The following is a 14,521-nucleotide window of genomic DNA, read 5'->3' as shown; positions in this document are numbered from 1 at the left end:
GCCTATCAACCTGGAGGCCAACTCATTTGGCGTCCACCCAGAAGATGAACATGTAGATGGGGCACGGCTTCACCTCCATGGCGGCCATTGTTGATTACGATACGAAAGCCATCCTCCAATCCGACCTTCTTGGCCACGTCTCTAGCGGTCAGAAGCAAATGCCCAAGTACGGCTTGGTCTTCGTCTTCGGCCAGGGCCGTGCGAACAATCGGCTTTTTAGGAATCACAAGGATATGGACCGGGGCTTGAGGATCGATATCTCGAATGGCAACGCAGAGATCGTCCTCGTGCTCGAAGTTACCCGGGATATCTCCATTGATGATTTTAGTGAATAGGGTTGGTTCTGGCATGAGGTAAGTAAAAAGATTTTAACCGCAGATGAACACAGATAAACGCAAATTAAGAACGAACAATTCTTTCAAATTCGAGTTTTGCATGCTTGAAATTGATTATTAGGCCGAGGTTGAGGCCAGTCACTTTTAAGTAGTTCAGCATCTGGCCTCTTTCCCTATCAGTAATTCGATCTATAGTTTTTGTATCAATAATTATCTGATTGAATACCACTAAATCTGGGATGAATCGTCCTATTCCACTTCCTCGTACACGATGGGATAGTTTGTCTGTTGATCGTAGGGAATGGAATTTTTCTTCATGTCTACAACCAACCCATTCTCATAAACTTTTTCGTGAAATCCGCTCCCAATCTCATTTAGTAACTTCATTGCGAAGCCAATCAACTGGTAAGATTCATCACGAAGCAGATCATCAGATTTGTGTTCATCTGTGTCCATCTGCGGTTTTCTTCCTAAAATAATACGACTGTGAGCTGCGAGTTTTTGGTCGACCAGTATGCGGCAAGGTCCCTTACAAATGCTACCGCCTCTTCGTATTCCTGATCCAGCTTGGGGGTCCAGCTGAGCTGCTGACCTTGTATCGCGGCTCTCAGCCCGGTGCCAAAGAACATGGCTTTCTTAAAACCAGCTACTTGTTTGAGGCCTGTGATAATTTCTTCCCGCGCCCAAAGCGGATCCCAGCCGCAATCTTGGGTGGCGGCTTCCCAGTGAAAGAAACCGAAATTTTGGTCCTGGGTTAAATACTTCTCCAGAAGTTGAATCAGGGCGTCGTTGAAGTCTTCCGTGTCTCCGGCTTGTTCGGGATTTCCAGTAGCGGCGAAGTTAATGGTGTGCTCTATTTGTTTGGCCAGGTAAAGGTCTTCCCCAGTCAACAACGGGAAAAGCGTGTTGAGTAGATGGAGGCGGGTGATTTGGTCCCTTTGATCAGCCTTCACGCGTGTCAGGTGTTTAAGTTGGAAATGTCCTGCATGAGCTCGTTGATATCGCGAAAGTCTTTGTAGACGCAGGCGAAGCGGACGTAGGCAATCTGGTCAATCTTCTTGAGTCGAAACATGATGTTCTCACCAATCGCTCGGCTGGGAATCTCGTAGTCGTATTCCTCCATCAGCTCTTCAATCACATCGTTCACCAGCAGGTTGATCTGCTCGATGTCGACGGGGAGCTTTTCGGTTGCACGACGAATCCCGTTAAAAATCTTGGTCCTGTCAAATTCTTCGCTTCGCCCATCACTTTTTAATACCATCAACCCCTCGTGAAGGATTTCTTCGATCGTATTAAAACGGTGGCCGCATTGGATGCACTCCCGACGCCGACGTATGGAGTTGCCTTCTTTGGCAACCCGGGAGTCGATCACCTTGATGTCGGTGGACGAACAGCGTGGGCATTTCATAAGGATTTAGGAGTTGGGAGAAACGAACGCTAGGCGTTCATTTGCCCGAATGGATTAAGGGATTTCGGCGGAGAGCGTCAAGCGAGTTGCAAGATTGTGAATAAGAACTCAAATCGCGTAAAATTGCTGTAAGCTGCCAGGATAATTGGCTTTCATTGTTTTGAGACATAGCCTAGCAATCTACCTACATCATCCTATCTCATGAGCTTACGAATTCTTATTACCGGTGGAGCCGGATTTCTAGGAAGTAATTTGTGTGACCGACTGCTAGCAGAAGGGCACGAAGTTACCTGTATGGATAACCTCTTTACTGGACGGAAGGTGAACATTGAGCATCTTCTGCAAAACCCAAAGTTCGAATTTGTCCGCCACGATGTCGTGGATCCATTTAAGGTGGAGGTTGACCAGATATACAATTTGGCTTGTCCGGCCTCGCCTCCCCATTACCAGTACAACGCAATCAAGACCATCAAGACTTCGGTCATGGGAATGATCAACTGCCTGGGCTTAGCCAAACGGCTCAATGTCCGTGTTTTTCAGGCCTCAACTTCGGAGGTTTATGGGGACCCTGAGGTACATCCTCAGACGGAAGATTATTGGGGCCATGTGAATCCGATCGGTATTCGCTCTTGTTACGACGAAGGCAAACGTTGTGCGGAAACACTTTGTTTCGACTACCATCGCCAGAACGGTGTGGATATCCGAATTGTTCGCATCTTCAACACCTATGGCCCACGCATGCACCCTAATGATGGCCGGGTAGTTTCCAATTTTATCGTCCAGGCGCTTAAGGGGGAAAATATCACCATCTATGGAGATGGAAATCAGACTCGCTCTTTTTGCTATGTCGACGATTTGATCGAAGGTTTCGTACGGCTCATGAATCAGGACGAAACCACGGGTCCGATCAACATTGGCAATCCAGGTGAATTTACCATGTTGGAGTTAGCAGAAAACGTTATCGATCTAACTGGCACCTCCTCGAAAATCGTTCATGAGGATCTTCCTGCCGATGATCCCAAACAAAGGAAGCCAGATATTACTTTGGCTAAGAAATATTTGAATGATTGGGAGCCTCAGGTTCCACTGCGCGAAGGATTGGAAAAGACCATTGAGTACTTTGCCCAAACACTTGGCATAAAGAGGTAGCTCTTGGTTTAATTAGAGCTGTTTTTATTCAAGTAGCTTTCTACACTCCATTTCCCTGGCTTGTGATGCCAAAGGAAAATGCAGACACCCAGCAAGCGCAGATTCTTTGCCAGGTTGCTTCGTTGGAGAATGTCCCAAAGCCACATGTTTGATTCTGTGACAAACTCCGGCTTCATAATGACGGCAGGGACATGAACTGCCAAGGTGGCCACCAAGACGAAGCTGCCAAGCAGCACCGCCGCAAATCGTAGTTGCCAGCCCAATACGATGCAAATTCCCCCGACCGATAATACGATGCCCACCAAAATAGAGACTATGATTGGGGCGGGCATCCAGGTAGGCATCAATCGCTGAAGTAGGTCGTCACTTAGTATGTGCTCACTTCCCAATGCGAGGAATATGAGGCTAAAAAGAACTCGGAACAGGAGATCGCAAGTATCCTTACTCATGTGCAGCCTTTCCCCAGGATTTGATTCCCGGCAATGAGCGATACAGCAGCCAATGATAAAAGCGACGAGGGAGAATGCGCCGAAGGATGGAGAAGAACCTCGCATCGGGGGTCCCGGCAACGCGGAGAGGGGGATTTTTCATGCAACTGATCTTGTAAATCATCCGGGCCGCACTTTCAGGAGTGCATGGTGTTCTGGTCATGAGCTTTTCTATGAACCCCGACATATTGTGGTAGTGATGATAATAGATGCTTGAGCTATCTTGTGGGTCTGTCCCTTCTCCATACTTTACTTTCCTGAATGAATCGGAATTGATGAATCCGGGCCGAACCAAGGTGACATGGATGCCGAAAGGACGAACTTCATACCACAAAGATTCAGATGCTCCTTCCAGCGCAAATTTGGAAGCAGAATAGGCTGACATGGCCATCATGCCTCCTACAGAAGAGATGTTTATTATATGTCCACTCTTTTTCTGCCGCATGCCAGGCAATACCATGCGCACCAAATGCATGGGACCTAAATAGTTGGTCGCCATTTGAATCGCCTCATCAGGTTCTGACATTTCTTCAACGACGGTCCGGTAGGATATTCCGGCGTTATTTATTAGGATATCGATGGGTCCATATTTGTTTTCAACGGTTCTGATTACTTCGGTGCCTTCATCGAGGTTTGTTACGTCTAGAACAAAGGGAATTACATTCGAGTACTTGCCTTTGAGTGATTCTTGGAAGGCCTTCAGCCTGGGCTGCCTCACCGTGGCAAATACCCGGAACTCATCTCTGCAAAATTCATCCAAGAGTCTCCGTCCAATCCCTGAACTACTACCTGTGATGAAGACGTTCCTTTTATCCGCCATGATCTTCATTATCAAAGACGATCCACAGATGAGCAATCCTTATGACAGCCGCTATCCTTTGCCCTATTGCATGTGACTTGTGCACCACAGATTCGGGCCGGAAAACACTGATTTTAATCCGCCCTCGACAAGACTAGGCGGCTTGTTCATTTTCGACGATCCATTCAATCGGATTACTTTCATGAAGTTAGAAACACAATGCCTCCATGCTGGCCAAGTGCCAGACCCCACTACTAACGCCCGTGCCGTACCCGTGTACCGCACGACCGCTTACGTGTTCGATAACACGGAGCATGCTGCGAATCTATTCGCACTGAAAGAATTGGGGAACATCTACTCCCGGATCATGAATCCCACTCAGGATGTCCTTGAGCAGCGGGTGGCGCAACTCGATGGGGGTGCAGCTGCACTGGCTGTCTCCTCCGGAACGAGTGCAATCTTTTACTCCATCATTAATCTTGCTCAAGCGGGCGATAATATCGTTTCGGCAAACAACCTTTATGGAGGATCCTACACGCAGTTTAATGATATCCTCCCTGCGATGGGTATCAATGTGAAGTTTGTAGATCCATCGGATCCTCAAAACTTTGCGTCAGCAATTGATGAGAATACCCGTGCGGTATTCTGTGAAACCGTTGGCAACCCAGCGGGCCAAATTGCCGATTTGGAAGCCATTGCCAATGTCGCACACGACAACGGGATCCCTCTGATCGTCGACGCCACCTTCTCAACCCCAGCGCTCACGCGTCCGATCGACCATGGCGCAGACATCGTTGTTCACTCCTTAACCAAATGGTTCGGTGGGCACGGTGCAGGTATTGGTGGTATCGTTGTCGATTCCGGAAAATTCAACTGGGCGAATGGAAAGTTCCCTCTCTATGATAATCCGGATTCATCTTATCACGGTTTACGCTGGGGGCACGATTTGCCTGAGCCGTTGGCTCCACTGGCTTACATTTTGAGAATGCGCACAGTTCCTCTCCGGAATTTGGGCGCCTGTATTTCGCCCGACAATGCTTGGATCTTCCTTCAAGGAATCGAAACCTTACCGCTCCGCATGGAACGTCACTGCGACAATGCATTGGCAGTGGCCAAGCACTTGCAAGGCCTGGATCAAGTGGAATGGGTCCGCTATCCTGGATTGGAAGACGATCCTGAGCATGGTAAGATCGACAAGTATCTTTCCGGTAAGGGGGGTGCCATGGTGGTCTTTGGAATCAAAGGCGGAGCTGAAGCGGGTTCTAAGTTCATCGATTCTCTCGAGCTATTTAGCCATCTCGCTAACGTGGGTGACGCCAAGAGTCTTGCGATTCACCCTGCCACCACCACGCATAGCCAGCTTACCGAAGAACAGCAGGCTGCAGGCGGGATTACTCCGGAGCTTGTACGACTAGCAGTAGGTATCGAACATATCGATGACCTCGTTGCCGATATTGATCAAGCCATCGCCAAAGCGGTTGAATAAGGATACAATCCTATACTTTTTCAAAGGGCTTCCATTCGGGAGCCCTTTTTTGGCTTCTGACTCAGCATCTCAATTCCTTTGACAGATTGGGTCTTCTGAAACTAAAAATTTTAGTCCGTTATGAAAACAAAACTATCCATTTCTCCGCAGTTCTCCTTTCATCATTATTCATTAGTACGCCCGGTTTTGCGCTTTTAGATAAAATTGTTAAGCCGAGCACCAAAACTAAAACCAAAGATGATACGGCCGAAAACAAGTTGCCGGAGTACACAGGCGTGAAACATGCGCTCGGTGTGATCAGTTTTGACAACGAGGCTGGATTTGTCAGCGAGTGGAATTTAGGCGACAACCTAGGTCTGATGCTTGAGTCCAGTCTTTATGACACGGGTCGATTTGTGATAGTTGAGCGTGCTGAGCTCGGGGCAGTCATGGCAGAGCAGGATTTGCAGAACAGTGGGCGAACTGCCCAAGCCTCTCAAGTGGCCGGTACGGGCAAGATCCGTAGTGCAAAATACCTGGCTACCGGAGCCATTACAGAAGCTAGCTATAATACCTCCGGAAACAATGGCGGATTACGAATCAAAGGCTTCAATATCGGAGGCAAATCTGACAAAGCGGAGATTGTAGCCGTGGTGAAACTCATTGACTCTACAACCGGTGAGGTAGTTGCCAGTGAACGTATCCGCGGAGAAGCTGGTAAATCTGGATTAACGATCGGATATTCTGAGCGTGGTTTTGGAACCCAATTGGGTGGTTTTGCTAAGACTCCAATGGGAGAAGCCGCTCAAGACGCAATCGACCAGGCAACCCAATTCATCGCTCTGGAAATGGAGGACTAGGAACTAGAAGGAAGCGTGGTGACCGTAAGTAAGAAGGGGCAGGTTATTATTAACCGTGGTTCCAACTATGGCATCGCCCCAGGGCAGACCTTTGTTGTGCGGGAGGAAGGTGAAGTACTCATTGATCCTTCAACGGGTGAAATCCTCGATATGGAAGAGGGAGAAATTACTGCGACCATTACCGTGAGCCGAGTCTCAGAGAAGGTAGCCTATTGCGACTTGGTGGATGGAGAATCCCCAGATCGAGGGGCTGTGGTCGTTTTCCAGTAAAAGCTCCATTTGATCGAGGAACCAAGGACGTTTCCTAAGGACTAAAAGAGGCCCATAAGAGATGCAACTCTGCGGTTGCTTCCTAGTAGGTAACTACCTACATTGCCCCGTTTTTATCGCACCATGCTGTCCTTTATCTTTAAACGATTTGCTGATCGGCCCTACAAGAAATTCATTAAGAAGTCTCAGCCGATCATCGACCGAATCAATGAGCTGGAAGAGAAATACCAACGGCTAAGTGATGCTGAACTGCGTCATAATACCGAATTATTTCGTGAGCGCCTTGAGGCTGGAGAAACGCTGGAAGACATTCTGCCAGAAGCTTTTGCCACTGTAAAAAACGCCGCGCGCCGTATGTGTGGCCAGACTCACCAAGTAAATGGCCATCCACTCGAGTGGAATATGGTTCACTATGATGTGCAGCTACTTGGTGGCTTAGCTCTTCATAGTGGCAAGATTGCGGAAATGGCGACCGGTGAAGGTAAAACCCTTGTGGCCACTTTGCCCCTGTATCTGAATGCCCTACCTGCTCGTGGATGTCACTGTGTTACGGTGAACGACTATTTGGCCAATCGAGACAGTGAATGGATGGGTTATCTATTCAAATTCCTGGGATTGACCGTCGGATGTATCCAGAACTCCATGCCTCTCCCGCAGAAGAAGGAGATGTATCAGGCCGATATCACCTATGGAACGGCTTCTGAGTTTGGCTTTGATTACTTGCGCGACAACGGCATGGCCATGGTTTCTGACGCCCAGGTTCAACGGGATCACTTCTTCTGTATTGTGGATGAAGTGGATTCCATTCTGGTCGACGAAGCGAGAACGCCGCTGATCATATCGGGCCCGGTTCAGATTACCCGAGAGCTTCCGTTCAACGAATTCAAACCTGTCATCGAACGCTTGGTGCGTCAGCAGAATCGTTTTTGTAACGACATGGTGGCCAAGGCAAAGGCTGAGATGGAGAAGGGCGAGCTGGAAGACGAATTTGCTACGAGTATGCAGTTACTTCAGGTGCGCATGGGAATGCCCAAGAACAAGCAACTCACCCGCATGATGGAAGAGGGTCCGAGCCGAAAGATGATTGAGAAGGCTGACCTGGAAATGCATAACGACTTTCGCAAGCAAGAGCTCTTTGAATTGAAGGAAGAGCTCTACTTCGTGATCGACGAGAAGCAGCATCAGGCCGACTTGACGGAAAAAGGCCGAGATTTTCTCCGACCCAACGACAAAGATGCATTTATGCTGCCCGATCTGCCCAGTATCTTTAGCGATCTGGACAAATACGAATCGATGGATGAACGCGAACGGGAAGAGCAGAAGGCGATCCATCAAGAAGCATTTGAGAAGGCCAGTGAGGAAATTCACACCATTAGTCAGCTTTTACGCGCTTACTCGCTTTACGAAAAAGACAACGAGTATGTCGTGCAGGACAACAAGGTTCAAATCGTTGACGAAAATACCGGCCGTTTAATGCCAGGTCGTCGATGGAGTGAAGGTCTGCACCAAGCAGTGGAGGCTAAAGAAGGCGTTACGATCGAAAAGGAAACCAAGACCTACGCGACCGTTACGATTCAGAATTACTTCCGCCAATATGAGAAGCTGTCTGGTATGACTGGAACAGCAGAAACCGAGGCGGCCGAGTTCTTCGATATTTACAGCATGGAGGTCATGGTCGTACCGACCAACAAGCCGAATCAAAGATCTGATCTCAACGATGTGATTTATAAAACGCGCCGGGCAAAATACAGCGCGGCCATCGCCGATATCCAGGAAGCTCACAACCAAGGGCAACCGGTACTCGTTGGTACTGCGTCTGTAGAAGCATCGGAGTTGTTAAGCCGCATGCTGAAGCGGGGTAATATACCGCACACGGTATTGAATGCGAAGCAGCACGGTAAGGAGGCTGAAATTGTCGCCCGTGCAGGTCAACGCGGCGCCGTAACGATCGCTACCAACATGGCTGGTCGTGGAACCGACATTAAGCTCGGTGACGGCGTTGAAGAGCTGGGTGGACTTTTGGTTCTGGGAACTGAGCGTCACGAGTCTCGCCGTATCGATCGACAGCTTCGCGGTCGTTGTGCTCGTCAAGGGGATAAGGGTGCTTCGAAGTTCTTCATTTCTCTTGAAGATAATTTAATGCGCTTGTTTGCCCAACCGGGCCCCATTGCCAATATCATGGAGAAATCCTTTAGTGAGGAAGATGAGTTAGCTCACCCTTTATTGAATCGTTCCATCGAAAGTGCGCAGAAGAAAGTGGAGCAGCAAAACTACGCGATTCGGAAGCGTTTGCTCCAATATGATGACGTTCTCAATACCCAGCGTGAAGTCATTTATGGAATGCGCAACAGCGCCCTTCACGACGAAAAGCCGAAGATGATCATCTATGATATGATCAAAGAAGAGCTCGATGAACGCCTGGATGATGACTCGCTCTACGTGTCCGATGCAAATGACGAAACTATCAGCGGACTCTTGCGCTGGGTGAATACTCACTTCCCAATTGCCATTCAGGAAGATGATGTCGATTGGACGAATCAAGAAACGGCTCATACATCCATCTTTGGGAAGATTTCCGAGGCCTACGACAAGAAGGAAGACCTGCAACAGCCAGACGCTTTTAAGAAACTCGAGCGTTGGATCGTTATTTCAGCGATCGACCGTCATTGGCAAGATCACCTTACTGAGATGGAAGATCTGCGACGCAGTGTAGGAATCCGCGCCATTGGGCAAAAGAACCCACTTCACGAGTATCAGAAAGAAGCCTTCGACTATTTTGAGCTAATGGAAGCCAGTATTCGTACCCAGATTGCGACTTCGCTCTTCCGCTCTGCAGTTATGTTAGAGAAGAATATCATCGAAGCGCTCCAGGATCGGATGAATAAAGCTCAGGCTACGCAGCCAAGTTTGAGTGTTGCTCAAGCTCCGCCTCCTGCCGAAGGTGGTCAGCAGCAGAATTTGCCTCCGCAACTTCAACGCGGACCTCAGCCGCAGATGAACCCTGCTGCAAAGCAGAAGGCAGAACCGATTAAACGCGAGATGCCTAAGGTTGGGCGCAACGAACCCTGCCCTTGCGGAAGTGGTAAAAAATATAAGCACTGTCACGGCTCCTGATGTTTAAGTCGGGTTACCCGTTGCGGTAAATCGAATGAGCAAAAGCATATCGCAGAACAAACCGGTTACCAAGTATTGGGCCTTAGGTGCATTTCTTTGTACCTTTTGTTTTCATACCTTTTCTTTCGCGCCGTTTGACATTCCTGAACTGGCCTACCTGGTTCCGGTCCCCGCCTTTCTCTGGTTATTTTATCAGCAGCCAAGCCGCAAGCAACTCACCCGAGTCGTGGGTGCAGCATTTTGGTTGAGTTGGCTTGTATTGATTATTTGGTTACGTCATGTGACTTGGGTAGGCTGGTTTTTCCTGTCGACCATTCTCGCGTTGTTTCCCTGGGTTTGGGCAATGGCTGTTTGGTGGGCTGTGCCCCGCTTTAAGGATGGCTCCGCATTTATGCGGATACTCGGTATGCTCGGAGTATGTAGTGTCTGGTCGTTGTTGGAGTTTGTTCGCAGTATATTTCTTAGTGGATTCCCATGGTTGCCATTGGCTGCTTCCCAATGGGACCGTCCATTGACTCTGCAGCTTGCCTCGCTCACAGGTTCATATGGCGTCTCATTCCTCTTGTTGTTTGTAGGCATGACCATTGCTTTTTACCTACGGCATCTCTTCAAAGGGAAACGGAAGGGTTGGATTCATCTATGTCCGGAATTCCTGGTCGGTATGGCTGTGTGGATATTTTTCACCTTGGGCTTATTTCAAATGCGCTTCGAACGTGGAGTACGGGAAACATTTTTTAAGGCTGCGCTTATTCAACCCAACGTTCCCCAAAATGAAAAGTGGGATTCATCCAAAGCGGCAGATATTATGAACAATATTCGGGACCAGCTGCTTTATCAAAAACGAATCGGAGCCGATATTGCCGTCCTACCTGAAGCGGTTTTACCTTACGCCATTATTGGTGACCCTGCTATGCAAAACTGGGCGGAGGAGTTGACGAATGACTTTGGTGGGCCGTTATTGATGGGAGCTTTAGCCGCTGAAGGAGCGACCTTGAGTGACGATCCCTGGTACAATTGTTTTATGGCCCTTTATCCGGAGAGTGGCTTGGATCGACCCTATTATAAGAAACGTAAACGGGTCCCTTTTGGGGAATACATTCCTTTCAGAAACTTTTTGTTTTTCTTGGAAAAATTTGTGCCTATTGGTGGCGATATTTTTCCAGGTAAATCTTCTTCTCCGCTTCGTCTTCAACTGGAGTCGGGTGAACTTCCCGTCGGTGCGCTTATCTGTTATGAGGATATTTTTCCGTCTTTGGCACGCAAAACTGTCCTAAATGGTGCGCGGGCACTATTCGTGGTTACAAACGACGCTTGGTACGGGGAAGAAGGCGCAGCCTATCAGCATGCTGCTCACTCTGTTCTTCGAGCTGTGGAGACTGCGCGCCCTGTTGTGCGTGTAGGCAACAATGGGTGGAGCGGATGGATCGACGAATTTGGTGGATGGGGAGAGTGGATTGATGAGAACAATGTCCGACAGCCCGAGCGAGTTATGAAGTCACCTGACGGGTCCATTTATTATGGTGGAAGCAAAATCTTTGAAGTAACCTATAATCCTAAAACCTACCGAAATCTCACATTCTATGTGGTATATGGTAATTGGTTCCTGTGGGTCTGTTTGGTGATAATCGGATTACTCTATTACTTGTTGCGACGGGATGTTACCCATGTCTCAGAGGATGACGAATGGGATTCGATCAAGGACCTGAAGATCAGTCCTACCGGGTCTGAAGATTCTTAGATCTGCGCTAGTCCTTAAACTGTCCCACCAAGTCAGTGACCGTGGCTTTCGCATCTCCGTAGAGCATTCTCGTATTTTCTCGGAAGAAGAGTTGGTTCACCAAACCTGAGAAGCCAGCTCCCTGGCCGCGTTTCAGGGCAAACACAGTTTTGGCTTCGAAGACATTGATAATGGGCATGCCGTAGATCGGGCTGCTTGGATCTTCTCCTGCCGCCGGGTTCACCACGTCGTTGGCTCCAATCACAATGGCTACGTCGACGGTCGACATGATAGGGTTCACGTCGTCCATCTCGGAAAGTTGTTCATAAGGCACGTCGGCCTCAGCTAAGAGTACATTCATGTGACCCGGCATGCGACCAGCAACCGGGTGGATGGCGTAGCGCACTTCGGCCCCATTCTCTTCAAGAATTTCGCCGAGTTCTTTTACTGCATGTTGAGCTTGAGCAACAGCCATGCCGTATCCGGGAACAAACACCACGCTGCTAGCCGCTTCCAATACGTAATAGGCATCCTCTCCGCTGATGGCTTTCATTTCACCCTCTTGCTTGCCACCGGTCTTTTGTGCGCTGGCGCCGAAGCCGCTAAAAAGAACATTGGCCAGTGTCCGGTTCATAGCCTTGCACATGATGATGGTCAGGATGAGGCCACTGGCTCCGACTAGACAGCCAGCGACAATCAATACGTTGTTTTGAATCACAAAACCCGCGGCGCAGGCCGCAAGCCCCGAGCAACTATTGAGCAATGAGATGACCACGGGCATGTCGCCACCGCCGATAGGCATGACACCAAAAATACCGACCAGGAGAGATAGCCCCACGATCGCCAAAAATAGTCCGTAAGCATTTTCCCCATTGGGTGCGGCTGCGTAAAGAACACCACAAACAAGCACCCCTAGCATGAGCATCATGTTGAAGGCTTTCTGCCCACTAAAGACTTTGGCCTGACCGCCAATTTTGCCGGAGAGTTTGCCCCAGGCATAGATACTACCTGTGAAAGTGATGCCACCGATAAACACAGCCAGAAATACGACCGATGCAGTGAAGTGATCGAGACTGGGGTTTAGCAGGTTACCTACCAGTCCGCCGTTGGCGTCTTTGATTTTCTGATACTCTGCCCACCCTACGAACAAACTAGCCAATCCACCAAATCCATTAAATAGGGCAACCAATTCGGGCATGGAGGTCATTTGGACTTTCTTGGCTGCTACAAATCCTATGACTGCACCTGCCCCGATACCACCGGCAATCCAGACCCAGCTGTCGAAGACTTGCTTATCTATGAGTGTGACGATTACCGCGATGAGCATGCCGATCGATGAGAGCCCATTGCCTCGGCGTGCTGTGTCGGCTGATCCCAGCATCTTGATGCCGAGAATGAACAAAATCGCAGAAACGATATAAAAGAAATTAATGAGGCTTGAGGCTTCCATGCTTACTTGCCCCCTTTCTTTTTAAACATGCTCAGCATCCGGTCGGTGACCAAGTAACCGCCCACCACATTGATGGTGGCCAGCACCAACGCGGCTAAGCCGAGAACCATGGCCATCGTTCCTTGCGGATTATGCATGGTCGCCAAGATGGCCCCGACGATGGTGATGCCGGATATCGCGTTCGAACCCGACATGAGAGGCGTGTGCAACTGGGAGGGCACTTTAGCAATCAGCTCGAATCCCAGGAACGCTGCCAAAGTAAAGATAAAGAGAAGAAGAATGATAGTCATAGTTCTGTTGTTTATGCCTCCTTTAGTTTCTCAATGAAAGTTGGATGGCGGACCTCGCCATTGTGCGTGAGCAGGCAGCCCTGCATGATCTCGTCATCGAGGTTGAGCTTCAGACTTTTGCTTTCTGGATCCCAAAAGTGTTCGAGCAGATTCGCGATATTGGATGCATAGACTTGAGAGGCGTGGTAGGCGGCCTGCCCTTCCAAGCAACCGTCTCCGACTATAATGACACCGTTGTCAGTGATGGCTTCTTCGTTGAGCACAGTGCCTTCGACGTTTCCACCTCCAGCGGCTGCGAGGTCGACGATTACGGAGCCAGGCTTCATCCCTTCGATCATGGTTTTGGTAACGAGGGTAGGGGCTTTGCGTCCAAACAACTTGGCAGTGGTGATGACGATGTCCGACTGAGCACAGATTTTGGCCATTCCCTGTTGTTGCATTTCGATTTGCTCTGGCGTGAGGGCCTTGGCGTACCCCTGATCCGTTTGCCCGGTCTCTCCGAGATCGATCTTCACAAATTTGGCTCCGAGGGATTTCACCTGCTCTTCTACGACGGGGCGGGTATCAAACGCTTCTACTCTGGCGCCGAGTCGTTTGGCCGTCGCTATGGCCTGCAAGCCGGCCACGCCGACGCCGATTACAAAAACTCTGCAGGGCGAAATGGTGCCCGCAGGGGTCATCATCATCGGGAGCACCTTATTGAGGCGTTCGGCCCCTTTAATCACAGCGAAGTATCCAGCGATATTCATTTGAGAGCTCAGCACGTCCATCTTTTGCGCCAAAGTAGTTCTCGGAATCATTTCCATAGAAATGGCATTTACTTTAGCCGTCGCAAAAGCCTTGAGAAGTTCCAGATTGAAAAAGGGATCCAGGTAACCGACGAAGAGGCTACCTTCTTTCATTTGCGAAATGAGCTCGGGTGTCGGCAGGTCCAAGCCTAGAACGAGGTCTGCTGAGCCGAGAGTTGAATCATCAGATGCTATGGCCACGCCAGCGGCTACATAGTCATTGTCTTTATATCCACTCTTGATACCGATGCCTGGTTCCGCGTTCAGGGAGAGGCCCAAAGAGATGAGTTTGCCAGCAGAGTCCGGTGTGAGTGCGGTGCGGTTCTCGCCATTGATTTTAGATTTCGGTATGAAACCATCCATAGTCTCGTGAGCTTAGTGTTGAGAA

General features: G+C 49.3%; 14 protein-coding genes and 1 pseudogene. 6 read left to right on the top strand and 9 right to left on the bottom strand.

The window, feature by feature from the left end; translation table 11 throughout:
* Positions 1-5: 5 nt before the first annotated feature.
* The 4 genes and pseudogenes from GA003_17645 to nrdR all read right to left on the bottom strand — a co-directional run bounded on the left by GA003_17645 (position 6) and on the right by nrdR (position 1,743).
* Positions 6-350, bottom strand: a complete 345-nt coding sequence (locus tag GA003_17645; protein QXD27814.1) for a histidine triad nucleotide-binding protein — start codon at positions 348-350, stop codon at positions 6-8.
* A 49-nt stretch (positions 351-399) separates the two neighbouring features.
* Positions 400-791 (bottom strand): annotated as a pseudogene (locus GA003_17640) (GxxExxY protein).
* A 14-nt stretch (positions 792-805) separates the two neighbouring features.
* Positions 806-1,288, bottom strand: coding sequence for a hypothetical protein (locus GA003_17635; protein ID QXD27813.1), 483 nt, complete (start codon positions 1,286-1,288; stop codon positions 806-808).
* 5 nt (positions 1,289-1,293) lie between these two features.
* On the bottom strand, positions 1,294-1,743 hold the full coding sequence (gene nrdR, locus GA003_17630; GenBank protein QXD27812.1) for a transcriptional regulator NrdR: 450 nt from the start codon (positions 1,741-1,743) through the stop codon (positions 1,294-1,296).
* Between the two features lie 201 nt (positions 1,744-1,944).
* On the opposite strand from nrdR, the gene GA003_17625 reads away from it, so the two are divergent.
* Complete coding sequence (locus GA003_17625) at positions 1,945-2,892, top strand: SDR family oxidoreductase (GenBank protein QXD27811.1); 948 nt, start codon at positions 1,945-1,947, stop codon at positions 2,890-2,892.
* Positions 2,893-2,900: 8 nt separating this feature from the next.
* On the opposite strand, the gene GA003_17620 is transcribed toward GA003_17625, so the two are convergent.
* Both GA003_17620 and GA003_17615 read right to left on the bottom strand, forming a co-directional pair.
* Positions 2,901-3,341, bottom strand: a complete 441-nt coding sequence (locus GA003_17620; GenBank protein ID QXD27810.1) for a DoxX family protein — start codon at positions 3,339-3,341, stop codon at positions 2,901-2,903.
* A complete protein-coding gene (locus tag GA003_17615; protein QXD27809.1) occupies positions 3,334-4,200 on the bottom strand; it encodes an SDR family NAD(P)-dependent oxidoreductase in 867 nt (288 codons plus the stop codon). Before GA003_17615 ends, GA003_17620 begins: the two co-directional genes overlap by 8 nt.
* A gap of 181 nt (positions 4,201-4,381) precedes the next feature.
* On the opposite strand from GA003_17615, the gene GA003_17610 reads away from it, so the two are divergent.
* The 5 genes from GA003_17610 (at position 4,382) to lnt (ending at position 11,626) form a co-directional block, all read left to right on the top strand.
* Entirely contained in the window at positions 4,382-5,665 is a 1,284-nt protein-coding gene (locus tag GA003_17610; protein ID QXD27808.1) for an O-acetylhomoserine aminocarboxypropyltransferase/cysteine synthase, read from the top strand.
* A gap of 275 nt (positions 5,666-5,940) precedes the next feature.
* Positions 5,941-6,504 (top strand): CsgG/HfaB family protein, encoded by a 564-nt coding sequence (locus tag GA003_17605; GenBank protein QXD27807.1) that lies wholly within the window; start codon positions 5,941-5,943, stop codon positions 6,502-6,504.
* Between the two features lie 18 nt (positions 6,505-6,522).
* The gene (locus GA003_17600; GenBank protein ID QXD27806.1) at positions 6,523-6,774 is read left to right on the top strand and encodes a hypothetical protein; all 252 of its coding nucleotides are present in this window, start codon (positions 6,523-6,525) and stop codon (positions 6,772-6,774) included.
* A 123-nt stretch (positions 6,775-6,897) separates the two neighbouring features.
* A complete protein-coding gene (gene secA, locus GA003_17595; protein ID QXD27805.1) occupies positions 6,898-9,888 on the top strand; it encodes a preprotein translocase subunit SecA in 2,991 nt (996 codons plus the stop codon).
* A 34-nt stretch (positions 9,889-9,922) separates the two neighbouring features.
* Positions 9,923-11,626 carry an apolipoprotein N-acyltransferase gene (gene lnt, locus GA003_17590; protein ID QXD27804.1) on the top strand — a complete coding sequence of 568 codons (1,704 nt, stop codon included), beginning with the start codon at positions 9,923-9,925 and terminating at the stop codon, positions 11,624-11,626.
* A gap of 7 nt (positions 11,627-11,633) precedes the next feature.
* Here the strand turns inward: lnt and GA003_17585 are convergent, their stop codons facing one another.
* From GA003_17585 to GA003_17575, 3 genes are read right to left on the bottom strand one after another with little or no spacing between them, the layout of a single operon-like run.
* On the bottom strand, positions 11,634-13,055 hold the full coding sequence (locus GA003_17585; protein ID QXD27803.1) for an NAD(P)(+) transhydrogenase (Re/Si-specific) subunit beta: 1,422 nt from the start codon (positions 13,053-13,055) through the stop codon (positions 11,634-11,636).
* Positions 13,056-13,057: 2 nt separating this feature from the next.
* Positions 13,058-13,345 (bottom strand): NAD(P) transhydrogenase subunit alpha, encoded by a 288-nt coding sequence (locus GA003_17580; protein ID QXD27802.1) that lies wholly within the window; start codon positions 13,343-13,345, stop codon positions 13,058-13,060.
* Between the two features lie 11 nt (positions 13,346-13,356).
* Positions 13,357-14,496: an NAD(P) transhydrogenase subunit alpha gene (locus GA003_17575; protein QXD27801.1), complete on the bottom strand. Its 1,140-nt coding sequence runs from the start codon at positions 14,494-14,496 to the stop codon at positions 13,357-13,359.
* Positions 14,497-14,521 lie beyond the last annotated feature (25 nt).

It is taken from the genome of Opitutia bacterium ISCC 52 (assembly GCA_014529675.2).
Taxonomy (GTDB): domain Bacteria; phylum Verrucomicrobiota; class Verrucomicrobiia; order Opitutales; family UBA2995; genus UBA2995.
Note: the sequence above shows the minus strand (reverse complement) of the source record. Positions and strands in the feature narration are given on the sequence as shown.

What these genes read in the sequence shown, in the direction of transcription:
- GA003_17615 (QXD27809.1), bottom strand. Translation starts at nt 4,200, where the DNA reads ATGGCGGATAAAAGGAACGTCTTCATCACAGGTAGTAGTTCAGGGATT.
- GA003_17625 (QXD27811.1), top strand. Translation starts at nt 1,945, where the DNA reads ATGAGCTTACGAATTCTTATTACCGGTGGAGCCGGATTTCTAGGAAGT.
- lnt (QXD27804.1), top strand. Translation starts at nt 9,923, where the DNA reads ATGAGCAAAAGCATATCGCAGAACAAACCGGTTACCAAGTATTGGGCC.
- GA003_17580 (QXD27802.1), bottom strand. Translation starts at nt 13,345, where the DNA reads ATGACTATCATTCTTCTTCTCTTTATCTTTACTTTGGCAGCGTTCCTG.
- GA003_17620 (QXD27810.1), bottom strand. Translation starts at nt 3,341, where the DNA reads ATGAGTAAGGATACTTGCGATCTCCTGTTCCGAGTTCTTTTTAGCCTC.
- secA (QXD27805.1), top strand. Translation starts at nt 6,898, where the DNA reads ATGCTGTCCTTTATCTTTAAACGATTTGCTGATCGGCCCTACAAGAAA.
- nrdR (QXD27812.1), bottom strand. Translation starts at nt 1,743, where the DNA reads ATGAAATGCCCACGCTGTTCGTCCACCGACATCAAGGTGATCGACTCC.
- GA003_17575 (QXD27801.1), bottom strand. Translation starts at nt 14,496, where the DNA reads ATGGATGGTTTCATACCGAAATCTAAAATCAATGGCGAGAACCGCACC.
- GA003_17610 (QXD27808.1), top strand. Translation starts at nt 4,382, where the DNA reads ATGAAGTTAGAAACACAATGCCTCCATGCTGGCCAAGTGCCAGACCCC.
- GA003_17645 (QXD27814.1), bottom strand. Translation starts at nt 350, where the DNA reads ATGCCAGAACCAACCCTATTCACTAAAATCATCAATGGAGATATCCCG.
- GA003_17585 (QXD27803.1), bottom strand. Translation starts at nt 13,055, where the DNA reads ATGGAAGCCTCAAGCCTCATTAATTTCTTTTATATCGTTTCTGCGATT.